Consider the following 10,396-nt stretch of genomic DNA (forward strand, 5'->3'; position numbering starts at 1 on the left):
AAGCTTGAGCGAAATACGATTTACAACAACTTATTATATTACTTTCGGTCAGTTATATTATATCATACAGACCAATAATTTATTCCAAAATAAAAATGCCCGAGTTGACCAGATTCGAGCGCAAGAGTTAGTAAACAACTTAGTTCTATTATTATTATATTATTTTCGGTCAGTTATATTATATCACATACTGAGCTAGGAACTCGCTAAACTCAACTGGAGGAGAAAATGTTTAAAAAATCAGGAGAAATTATTGGTAATGCCTTTGTGTGGCTGCTATTTATAGCAATTTGCTTAATATTTTTAGGGTTATTACTTCGAATATTGCGTTTTATATGGTTTGGGTACTAAAAAACTCCACACTTGGTCAGTAGTATGGAGCAACTAATTATCAACTTAGTTCGTGTAATATATTTGACCAATGTATATTATACACTATTAAACAAAAAAAGCCCAAGCTGACCAAGCTTGAGCGGAATACTGAAGATTACTTCGATTTTTATTTTTAGTCATTAACATTATAGCACACATAACAATAATTCATACCAAAATAAAAATGCCCGAATTGACCAGGTTCGAGCGGGTGTGATAAAAAATATTTTCTATATTTTTTTGTGGTCACACGTATTATATCATACTGAGCTAGGAACTCGCTAAACTCAACTGGAGGAGAAATAAAATGTGGATTTCATTTATGATTTTAATTACTATTATTGTAATCACAACAATCATTTCAATATTATTCTGGATATTCAGTGATAGATATTATAGAGTATCTAATACTATTATCACTTCTATTTTTGGTTTCTTTATTGCCCTAGTATGGTTCTTGCTTATATTTGCGCTCTCAAGTGTTTCAGTTCCAACTGGATATGCTTCACTAGAGAAAAGTTGGGGAGGACGATATACTGGGAAAGTTTTCACTGAAACTGGAAGACACTTCTGGGCTATAGCTCCATCTTATGACACAAAGCGAGTAGATATTAGGAATAATAAAGAAGCTGTTCCAGTCAATGTAATGAAAGACAAAACTTACAATGTAAGCGCCAGTGTTGAAGTAGTATATGATTTGCAACCAAATAAGTTGGTAGATCTACTCTCTAACTATTCTGACTATAAGAATACAGTTATCGGAGCAATCGTTAAGAATGTTATTACCAGTAATAATATACTTGCAAATTCTCAATCTTTAACTCCAAAAGATGAGAAAGAAATTGAGAACGAATTAGCAAAATATGGTGTTAAAGTTACAAATATTTATATGAACAGTTATAAGCTGACTAACTCTAGCAATTACGCATTGAATGCCAACGTTAATTCAAATAATAATTAATAATAAAAAGCCCACGGCAATGGGCTTTAAAAACTGATTTATTCTAATACTATTATAACATAACAGGAGTTAGAATATGACAAAAGAATTGACGAAAGCACAATGGCATGATGTTCGAATGACCTTAAGAATTATCATTCGCAATAAGAAGAATGCCAAACAATCTCAGCTTATCAATGAAGCATTAGACAATATTAAAGACGAAGATGATCGTAAGATATTCAAACGTTATTATATTGATGGCTGGGGAATCATTAAGATCACAATGAATATGTATTACTCAAAGACTGCAGTCATTGCTAGAAATAATAAAGCAACGCAACAGTTTGCTGAGAAATATGACGGCGGTCATTTACTTAAGATGTTTCATGAATAATATAAAGAACGCTACTTTTTCGTAGCGTTTTTGTTTTACGATTGAATCATGATAGATGTGAGCACACCAAAGGCAAGGCACAGGTTCTATTGCTCAGGAGCATGGAGGCGTATGAGAGAACAGATACTCAAGCGCGATAACAATGAATGTCAGTGGTGCAAAGCAGAAGGCAAAGTAACAACAGCTAAGACTGCGACACTAGAGATAGATCATATCAAGGAGCTTGAGTACCATCCAGAGCTTGCACTAGAGCCTAGTAACCTTCGTACCTTGTGTCATGACTGCCACAACATCAGACATAACAGACACAAGGACAAACAGTTTGATGATGAAACGTTTGAATTTTAATTTTATTGTTCGGAAATTCCGATAAATTTTATGAAAGTACCCCCGGGTCTAAAAAAATTGGGTCTATTTCCAAATTTACCACAGACCGGTTGGGGTCTTTTAACCAAAAATAAAGCTATTTTTTTGAAAGGGGGGGGTAACCATGGCAAAAAGCAAACTTGAAATAGAATTATTAGGGCTAATTAATGAAAAATCAGCTTCAGAAATCGAAAAGGTGGAGAGATATTGTAGTTTGGTTAGAATATCCAGAAACCTTGATAAATCTATTTCTAAAGATGGAACGATGATAAAAGTCGTTAATGGTAATCAAGAATTTTTGAAACCAAACCCTGCCATTTCTGAGAAAGTAAAAATTAATACAGCTCTTATAAAATTGGATGAATTTTTCGAGGAAAAACGAGCCGAAAAGGGCAAAAATAATGATTTTAATGAGGAAGATTTATATGCTGATTAAATATGTCAGTGATTATATCAATTCTTATCATGCTCAAAAAGTAAAACTTAACAAGGAACGTATAGAACTTGTTGAATATATCGCTAGAGAAATTGAACCTCGTCTTGAAAGAAAAGAGATTCACTTTGATGAAAGTCAAATAAATAAATGTATCAGATATATCGAAACATTTTATTTTAAACTAGAGGACTTTCAAAAATTTATTATTAGTTTCATTTTTTTATTTTGGAGTGATGGGAATGATATTGTTTTTGAACAATTTTTAATCATGATGGGGCGTGGTGGCGGTAAGAATGGTTTAATCTCTGGAGTAACTAACTACTTGCAAACTCCAATGCACGGAATTCCCAAATATCATATTTCGCTTGTCGCAAATAGTGAAGATCAAGCTAAAATGAGCTTTGAAGAAATCTACGACACAATTGAGATGAATGAAAAACTTCAAAGAATGTTTTCTTGGGGTAAAAAAGAAATCAAAAATCGCAAAACCCAGTCTATTATTCGCTATAAGACAAGCAATGGAAATACAAAAGATGGTTTGCGTGACGGTGCAGTAGTATTTGATGAAATACACCAATATGAAGACCATAAAGTAACAGATGTTTATATTTCTGGTTTGGGGAAAGTTGCTAATCCAAGAGAGTTCTATATCGGAACAGATGGATTTGTTCGCGAGGGATTCATTGATGAAATGAAGGAATTAGCTCATAAAGTACTCAAAGGTGATGCTGATTTTGATGAATTATTTCCTTTTATTTGCAAACTGAACGATGAGCAAGAAGTCGATGATCCAACAAATTGGGAAATGGCTAATCCTATGTTTACTCTTCCAATGAGCAGTTATGCGAAAAGATTGTATAAAAAGGTTACAAAGCAATATAAGAAACTGGAAGTAAATCCGAGTGGGCGTGATGAATTTATGACCAAACGTATGAATTTGCCGGTTACTGACATTGAAAGAAGCGTGGCAACTTATGAAGAATTGAAAGCAACCAAAAAAGAATTTCCAGAATTAAGAAATCTACCTGCAGTTGGGGGATTTGACTTTGCCTCTACCCGTGACTTTATTGCAGTTGGTGCATTATTTAAGGTTGATGGGGATTATGTTTTCAAATCTCATTCATTTGTTCGTAAAGAATTTGTTGATAGAATATATAGCTATTCAAAGCCAAATGAAAATGTTAATGGTAAGCGACGATTTGCCCCGATTAGGCAATGGGAAGATGAGGGATTGCTCACAGTATTAGATGAACCGTCAATGGATGCACAGCACGTTGTAGATTGGTTTGTTCGTATGCGTGATGAAGAAGGTTATGAATTCCAAACTATTTGTGGAGATGGCTATAAAATGAGGGAGTATTTACAACCTAAATTTGAAGAAGCTGGGTTTGAAGTCTCTTGGAATGGTAAATTTGAAGAACCGCTCGGTTATCGTGTGGAAGTTATTCGCAACTTTAGGGCTATTGATGCGCAATTATCAACGGTAATTGAGGATAGTTTCGCCAATCAAAAAATTAATTTTGGTGATAATGACATGATGCGTTGGTACACAAATAATGTACTTAGACATTTGAAAAAAGATGGGAATGTGGAATATATCAAAAAAGAAGATGTCAGACGAAAAACAGATGGATTTAAAGCTTTTGAAGCAGCAATGTTTAAGGCTGATTTACTAAATGAAGTAGATACAGCTGATTTCTATGATAATTTGGGTTGGTTTATGGGATAAAACGATACTTTTTTAGAGTGAAAATATTAGATAATGTCTTATAATAGATGGAGAAATAACATTTAAGAAAGTAGGCAGACATGAATGAATTAATACAGCCAGTACTGGCACTTGGAGGATTAGGTTATTTAAATTTTCTTATATACTCAAGAATAGATAATCCTGATTTTGGTTCAGAATCAGATAAAAAGTTAATGATTTTACTATACTCATCAATGAATTATGGAACTTACTTATTGTTATCATTGTATTTTAAACTTGTACCATCAATTTTGATTGCAACCTCTATTTCAATAGTCTTAACTTTGTTTTTCCCACTTATCTCACGAAAATTATTTATTCTTACAAATTGGATTAGAAGTATCTATGGTGTACCTGATATAAGTAATACTAAAGTACAGGATAAGTTTTTTGAGAAGAAAGATAGTTTCCCGATGTTTATCTTTTCTATACCAGATAATATATTAATAACATCTGGTTACAGAGGTTCTAAAAATGGAATAAATGAAGATTTTTCAATCATCAATTATAACTTTTATGGTAATGAAGAATTCTGTAGGATAAAAAGTGAAAAAGATTTGCTAGATTATATAGAAAATAAAAATATCGAAGCTGATATATATGTCAACTTCGATAAAAAGATAAAAATTATTTCTTTTCCGCTTTTGGTTGAGGCGGAGCTGACGAACGAGCAGGACGGGAAACTGTAGACGTTCCGCCGTTATAATGCAGCTCAGAAGAACCGTCATTTGGTTTCGGTATTGTTTTTTCAGCCATTTGCACTCTCCTTTCTATAATATTTGAATAAACGTCGGTAAACATTATCCATAATTATTATAGCATGTCACTTTTAAAAATAATTATTATTTTATAAGTCGTCCACTTGGGCGGCTTTTATTTATAAAAACGCTACTTTTTCGCTCTACTTTTCCATTAAACTTGAATTAAAAGTACGGAAAGGAGAAAATGTGGGACTATTTTCAGACATTTGGGCGTCGGTTAAAAGCAAAAGTGAAAATACTGATGTTTCTGGTTACACAGCCTTATTTAATGCACAAGCTACCCTAGGAATGAAAAATGCTGCTTTAGAATCATGTGTAAGTTACTTGGCACGATTAATTTCTAAAGGAAAATTTGTATTTAAGAATGAAAGTTCTATTACAGATTCAGATTTTAATTATGCTTTAAATGTAAAGCCTAATCCAAATCAAACTGCCAGTGAATTTAAAGTAGCAATGGTAAAAAAGCTACTCAATGGCGAATTATTAGTTATCAGAGATAATGATAAATTTTATGTCGCTGATAGCTTTGTTACAAACTACTCATTAGATGGAAATACCTATTCTGGTGTAACGATTAATTTTTCAAGTAGTAATGTCGCAAATGCTCCAAATTCTGGTCCGTATGCTCAAAAGTATTTTGATAGAGTATTTACTCAAGGAGTTGACTGTTTCCATTTGGATAATGACAATATTGGAATAAAAAAATATATTGATAGTCTGTGGGAAGATTATGGGAAATTGTTTGGAATATTAATTACCAATCAACTGCGAGTTGGTCAGTTGAGAGCCAAGTTAAGTATTCCCGTCAATACCAAACTTGAAGAAGATGAGCAAAAAAAAGTTCAAAAACAATTTGCGACAACTTTATCTCAAAGTTTACTCACAGATCCTATTGTATTCGTCCCCGACAATGGTAAAGCACAATCTGCTTATGATGAAATTTCTTCTAGTAAATCAGCAACGCTTCAAAATCAAATCACGGATTTTGGGACATTAAAGAAGATTTTTATTGGTGAAATAGCTGGATTGCTAGGAATTCCACCAGCTTTAGTTCTTGGAGAGACTGCAAATAACTCTGAGAATTTAGATTTAGCAATTGAATCTGCAGCAATTCCACTTGGAAACAAGTTATCTGAAGGATTTGCCAGTTTGTTAATAAAAGAATCAGGTTTTATGAATGGGAATACCTTACAAATGACTGGCTTTAAAACGATTAATATTCTTGACCGTGCAGATGCGATTGATAAAGTTGGATCCAGCGGTGTAGTGAAAATTAATGAAGTTCGTGAGGCTTCTAATTTACCACCAATACCAGACGGAGACAGATTTATTATGACAAAAAATTATGAAGAGAAAGGAAAAAATAGTGAAGACACTTAAGTTTAATGGGACTATAATTCCTGATGCGCTTGGTCCAGTATATGACTTTATTAAACGCAGCAATGTTACTCCTAAAACTATGACAGATTTTTTAGAAAATGCAAAAGGAGAAGATGTTCTTCTTTCTATGAGTTCAGGTGGCGGAGAAATTACTGCTGCAAGCGATATGTATACTGCGTTAAAAAAATATCCAGGTAAAGTAAACGTTGAAATAACTGGAAATAGTGCCAGTGCAGCTACAATCGTCATGCTTGGCGCAGATCATGTTGCAATTTCTCCAGTGCATCAGTAATGATACACAATGTGCAGTCAGGTGCACAAGGCGATTATCGCGATTTAGGTAATGAAGCTGGTGCTTCAAAAAATCTTAGTGAAGGTTTTGCTGAAATGTATGCTCAAAAAATGAATAAGAGCATTGACGAAGTAAAAGAATTAATGGATGCAACAACATGGTATAACGCCAAGCAAGCTAAAGAAGCAGGATTGGTTGATGAAATCATGTTCGAGTCCACACCAATGATGGTTGCTAGTGACGATTTACTACTTTCTGATGAGGCTGTCTCTAAAATAAACGCCCTTATGCAGAATGACAAAGAATCAACAATGAATATTGAAATCAATCCTGAGCAAATGGAGTCAATCAAAAATTTAATTGATGAAAAAATAGCTGCAGTAAAAGCAGAATTTGAAGCTAATAACTCGGCAGACAAGCCGCTTAAAAATCAACTATTTAAATTTGGAGGAATTAAATAATGGATTACACAAAACTACCTAATTACACAGCGGCTGTAGAGAAATATACTAATGCAGTAAAAGAGGGTGCAGATGAAGCAGCACAATCTAAAGCTTTTGACAAAATGATGAACACTCTTGGAGCTGAAATTATGGAAAACATGAATGCTTCAACATCAGATAAAATCAACGAATTAATGGCTTCGCGTCCAACTAATGGACTTTCTGAAAATGAAACTAAATTCTTTAATGATATTACTTCTGGCGTAGGGAAACCAGAAGTGACCTTGCCTCTTGAAATCATGAACCAAGTGTTCCTTGAATTACAAAACGCTCATCCGCTTTTAGATATTATCAAATTCCAAAGCGCCGGATTGAAAATGAGAGCTACGGTTGCAAATTCAATTTATGATGGCGGTACGGCTGTTTGGGGAGAAGTTTTTGATGATATTAAAGGTCAATTAACACAAACTTTCCACGAAGTAGACTTCTCTCAAAACAAATTAACTGCTTTTGTCGCAATCCCTAAAGATGCTCTTGAAAATGGTTATGACTGGTTGAAATCATTTATTATCATTCAAATGTCTGAAGCGATGGCTGTGGCACTCGAAACAGCTTTAGTTGCAGGAGATGGAAATAAAAAACCTATTGGATTGATGAAGGATCTCTCTAAAGGCGCTATCAAGAGTAATGTAACAACGTATCCAGATAAAGCCGATTTTGCAGATTGGTCTGATATTGATCCTGACAATGCAGCAGAAAAAATCGCCCCTGTAATGCAAGCTCTCTCTAAAAACGAAAAAAACATCACAGTAAATATCTCTGGACAAGTAAAAATGTTAGTTAATCCTGATGACTATTACTCTACTCTTGCTAAATTCATGTATCTCACGGATAACGGTGTTTGGGTAACTGTTTTACCTTTCGGTGTTGAAATTGTTCAATCCGTTGCAGTGCCAAAAGGAAAAGCAGTAATCTTTGCGGCTAACCGCTACTGGGCTTATATGGGCGGAACAAGAATGCAAGAGTTTGACCAAACTTTCGCTCTCGAAGACTTGCAACTTTATACTGTCAAAGCTTTCTACTACGGAAAAGCTTACGACAATAATACAGCTCAGGTTGTAAAACTTGTTAAAGGCTAATGCTGCCCCAGTTAAAGTCACAGAAGCTTAATAGTAAAGGAGAAGTAAATGAGCAATGCGGAAACTTGGGCGGATGGTCATCTTAAATCTTTTAAACAAAGGATGAGAATTAATACAGAAGATCCTGATGAACTTGTCAATTTAACAAAAATGCTCATTGCCTCTTATACTTCAATTCTTCGGTTGGTTGGTGTATCTAATGCTACTGACCCCGAAGTTGAGGAGTTAATCTATGAGCGTTCACGCTATACTTACAATGATGCACTTGATGAGTTTAAAGAGAATTATGCTCAAAACATTCGTGACGTTTTTCTAGCTAATCAACCTGAAGAAAGCGAGGAAAGTGATGATAAAATCGCAGAAAGTTCTTCAATCTTCTAACCGAACGAACAATGGAACGATGCGAACTTCAGTTACTTTTAAACGAGTAGGTATTGATACCTCTTTTGATGGAAGAGGTGGAGAACTGATTGAAAAGTTTAAAACACTTGCGGATGTGTATAGCCCAAGCAATAAAGATTTGAGCATCTTAGGAAGCCAAAATGTTAAGAATGGAGCAACGATAAAAATTCGCGATCCCTTAACGAGTTATCAACCTAAAAATGATGACAAGGTTATTATTGATGATCCTAGATATTCAGGTCAGGTATGGGGAATAGTAGACATTCAGCCTGATTTTCATGACCGAACTTTCTTGAAAATAATTCTAGGAGGGACGAATCTTAATGAGTAGTTCAATGACAATCAAAGGGTTTGAAGAAATTGAAGCAAAATTGAGAGAAAAGTTTAGTGAAACTCGTGTGAAGAAGATAGAAAGTGATGCACTTAAAGCAGCCGCGGATGAAGCTGTAGTTGATTTAAAGAGTACCCTTTCTCAATTTGCAAATTCTGGTGATACAGTAGCTGGTGTTGTTCGAGGGAATGTTTCTAGAACATCAGGATTCCCCGTCATAAAGATAGGTAACAACGGTAAGCATTGGAGACTTGTCCATCTTGAAAATAATGGCTTTGTCAGAAATGGTAAATCATATCGTTATAAAAGTTTTGGTGCTTTACAAAGATTTTCAAATGCTCAAGGACAAAAATTTGTTAAGACAGCGCAAGCTAATTTGAAGGAGTTGCTAAAATGAATGATATGCTAAGTGAACTTATGCAAGCTTTAGCTAATGACTCTGATATTCTAGCAATTCAAAGAACAGGTGGGCTTAAAAGTTATTCAAGATATGAAAATTTATCTGAAAGCTCAACAAGTATAACAATTACTCCGACTGGTCCACCAGAACAAACAGCTATGAGTAGCAATGATTCACTAGCTAAACATTTTGTTTATCAAGTCAGCATAGAGGCAATTGACCGATTAACAGTAAAAAAATTACAAAATACAGTTGAAAATATTCTAAAAACAAAAGGATTCTTTCAGATGAATGGCGGACTAGATGAATATTTTAGCGATACAAAAAGATATGTGGATGCTCGGTTTTATGAAGGCAATAGCAATCTTTACGAAAATTATTGAAAATAAGGAGAAAAAAATGTCAGTACCTATTGGTTTTAAACGTTTAACAATTCGGATAAAAGATGGTAAAACTGCAGTTCCTGATAAAACTCAGTTTGTTATCGAGGGGAAAAAAGATAATGGTGGTATGGTTTCCGCTAAAGTATCAGGATTAGCGGTTGATGCCGTAAAATCTTATTCTTCAAATAAAGTATACTCCATTTCAGGAAAAGGAGTTGGAGATGGTAAAGTTGAGTTCGATATCATGGACTTCCCTGAAAAAATTAAAAATGCAGTGCTTGGAATTGTTGCATCTTCTAATGGTGTATACAAAGCTACTGCAGATCGCACTTCTCCATATTGTTCGATTCTATTGGAAGATGTAACACCTCAAGGCCATCCATATTTAATGGCATTTGTGGATGGAATGTTCTCTTCTGATGGTCTTGAGTTTAATACAGTACAAGGTAAACAAGGTGAACTTCCATCAGAAGCTATTAGCTTTGCCATTGGTTCTGATGACAACGGATTGTACTACTCTACCTTTGTAGGAACTGGAGCTCCTACTGATGCAACTGGTATTGCAGAAATTAAAGCTGATGCTTTAATGGTAGCAGGAGGGTGA

General features: G+C 34.4%; 15 protein-coding genes. All 15 read left to right on the forward strand.

Annotated elements, in window-relative coordinates; genetic code table 11:
* Positions 1–679: 679 nt before the first annotated feature.
* Positions 680–1,333 carry an SPFH domain-containing protein gene (locus PYW37_RS02400; RefSeq protein ID WP_025017186.1) on the forward strand — a complete coding sequence of 218 codons (654 nt, stop codon included), beginning with the start codon at positions 680–682 and terminating at the stop codon, positions 1,331–1,333.
* A 76-nt stretch (positions 1,334–1,409) separates the two neighbouring features.
* Positions 1,410–1,709 (forward strand): hypothetical protein, encoded by a 300-nt coding sequence (locus PYW37_RS02405; RefSeq protein ID WP_023189100.1) that lies wholly within the window; start codon positions 1,410–1,412, stop codon positions 1,707–1,709.
* Positions 1,710–1,757: 48 nt separating this feature from the next.
* Positions 1,758–2,057, forward strand: a complete 300-nt coding sequence (locus tag PYW37_RS02410) for an HNH endonuclease (RefSeq protein ID WP_031560811.1) — start codon at positions 1,758–1,760, stop codon at positions 2,055–2,057.
* A 142-nt stretch (positions 2,058–2,199) separates the two neighbouring features.
* On the forward strand, positions 2,200–2,511 hold the full coding sequence (locus tag PYW37_RS02415) for a P27 family phage terminase small subunit (protein ID WP_023189099.1): 312 nt from the start codon (positions 2,200–2,202) through the stop codon (positions 2,509–2,511).
* Positions 2,501–4,240, forward strand: coding sequence for a terminase TerL endonuclease subunit (locus PYW37_RS02420; protein WP_023189098.1), 1,740 nt, complete (start codon positions 2,501–2,503; stop codon positions 4,238–4,240). The genes PYW37_RS02415 and PYW37_RS02420 overlap by 11 nt, the downstream gene beginning before the upstream one ends.
* Positions 4,241–4,320: 80 nt before the next feature.
* Positions 4,321–4,950 (forward strand): hypothetical protein, encoded by a 630-nt coding sequence (locus tag PYW37_RS02425; protein WP_023189097.1) that lies wholly within the window; start codon positions 4,321–4,323, stop codon positions 4,948–4,950.
* Positions 4,951–5,208: 258 nt separating this feature from the next.
* Complete coding sequence (locus PYW37_RS02430; protein WP_025017184.1) at positions 5,209–6,402, forward strand: phage portal protein; 1,194 nt, start codon at positions 5,209–5,211, stop codon at positions 6,400–6,402.
* Positions 6,389–6,694: an ATP-dependent Clp protease proteolytic subunit gene (locus PYW37_RS02435; protein WP_050428203.1), complete on the forward strand. Its 306-nt coding sequence runs from the start codon at positions 6,389–6,391 to the stop codon at positions 6,692–6,694. The genes PYW37_RS02430 and PYW37_RS02435 overlap by 14 nt, the downstream gene beginning before the upstream one ends.
* An 11-nt stretch (positions 6,695–6,705) precedes the next feature.
* Entirely contained in the window at positions 6,706–7,155 is a 450-nt protein-coding gene (locus tag PYW37_RS02440; RefSeq protein ID WP_052484086.1) for an ATP-dependent Clp protease proteolytic subunit, read from the forward strand.
* A complete protein-coding gene (locus PYW37_RS02445) occupies positions 7,155–8,276 on the forward strand; it encodes a phage major capsid protein (RefSeq protein WP_023189094.1) in 1,122 nt (373 codons plus the stop codon). The genes PYW37_RS02440 and PYW37_RS02445 overlap by 1 nt, the downstream gene beginning before the upstream one ends.
* 48 nt (positions 8,277–8,324) lie before the next feature.
* The gene (locus PYW37_RS02450; RefSeq protein ID WP_023189093.1) at positions 8,325–8,657 is read left to right on the forward strand and encodes a hypothetical protein; all 333 of its coding nucleotides are present in this window, start codon (positions 8,325–8,327) and stop codon (positions 8,655–8,657) included.
* Positions 8,623–9,009 (forward strand): hypothetical protein, encoded by a 387-nt coding sequence (locus PYW37_RS02455; protein WP_025017183.1) that lies wholly within the window; start codon positions 8,623–8,625, stop codon positions 9,007–9,009. Before PYW37_RS02450 ends, PYW37_RS02455 begins: the two co-directional genes overlap by 35 nt.
* On the forward strand, positions 9,002–9,406 hold the full coding sequence (locus tag PYW37_RS02460; RefSeq protein WP_023189091.1) for an HK97 gp10 family phage protein: 405 nt from the start codon (positions 9,002–9,004) through the stop codon (positions 9,404–9,406). The genes PYW37_RS02455 and PYW37_RS02460 overlap by 8 nt, the downstream gene beginning before the upstream one ends.
* Complete coding sequence (locus PYW37_RS02465; RefSeq protein WP_023189090.1) at positions 9,403–9,792, forward strand: hypothetical protein; 390 nt, start codon at positions 9,403–9,405, stop codon at positions 9,790–9,792. Before PYW37_RS02460 ends, PYW37_RS02465 begins: the two co-directional genes overlap by 4 nt.
* Positions 9,740–10,396, forward strand: coding sequence for a major tail protein (locus PYW37_RS02470; RefSeq protein ID WP_159101069.1), 657 nt, complete (start codon positions 9,740–9,742; stop codon positions 10,394–10,396). The genes PYW37_RS02465 and PYW37_RS02470 overlap by 53 nt, the downstream gene beginning before the upstream one ends.

Origin of the sequence: Lactococcus lactis, assembly GCF_029023865.1 — a bacterium.
GTDB classification, from domain to species: domain Bacteria; phylum Bacillota; class Bacilli; order Lactobacillales; family Streptococcaceae; genus Lactococcus; species Lactococcus lactis.

What these genes read in the sequence shown, in the direction of transcription:
- PYW37_RS02400 (WP_025017186.1), top strand. Translation starts at nt 680, where the DNA reads ATGTGGATTTCATTTATGATTTTAATTACTATTATTGTAATCACAACA.
- PYW37_RS02405 (WP_023189100.1), top strand. Translation starts at nt 1,410, where the DNA reads ATGACAAAAGAATTGACGAAAGCACAATGGCATGATGTTCGAATGACC.
- PYW37_RS02410 (WP_031560811.1), top strand. Translation starts at nt 1,758, where the DNA reads ATGATAGATGTGAGCACACCAAAGGCAAGGCACAGGTTCTATTGCTCA.
- PYW37_RS02415 (WP_023189099.1), top strand. Translation starts at nt 2,200, where the DNA reads ATGGCAAAAAGCAAACTTGAAATAGAATTATTAGGGCTAATTAATGAA.
- PYW37_RS02420 (WP_023189098.1), top strand. Translation starts at nt 2,501, where the DNA reads ATGCTGATTAAATATGTCAGTGATTATATCAATTCTTATCATGCTCAA.
- PYW37_RS02425 (WP_023189097.1), top strand. Translation starts at nt 4,321, where the DNA reads ATGAATGAATTAATACAGCCAGTACTGGCACTTGGAGGATTAGGTTAT.
- PYW37_RS02445 (WP_023189094.1), top strand. Translation starts at nt 7,155, where the DNA reads ATGGATTACACAAAACTACCTAATTACACAGCGGCTGTAGAGAAATAT.
- PYW37_RS02450 (WP_023189093.1), top strand. Translation starts at nt 8,325, where the DNA reads ATGAGCAATGCGGAAACTTGGGCGGATGGTCATCTTAAATCTTTTAAA.
- PYW37_RS02455 (WP_025017183.1), top strand. Translation starts at nt 8,623, where the DNA reads ATGATAAAATCGCAGAAAGTTCTTCAATCTTCTAACCGAACGAACAAT.
- PYW37_RS02460 (WP_023189091.1), top strand. Translation starts at nt 9,002, where the DNA reads ATGAGTAGTTCAATGACAATCAAAGGGTTTGAAGAAATTGAAGCAAAA.
- PYW37_RS02465 (WP_023189090.1), top strand. Translation starts at nt 9,403, where the DNA reads ATGAATGATATGCTAAGTGAACTTATGCAAGCTTTAGCTAATGACTCT.
- PYW37_RS02470 (WP_159101069.1), top strand. Translation starts at nt 9,740, where the DNA reads ATGTGGATGCTCGGTTTTATGAAGGCAATAGCAATCTTTACGAAAATT.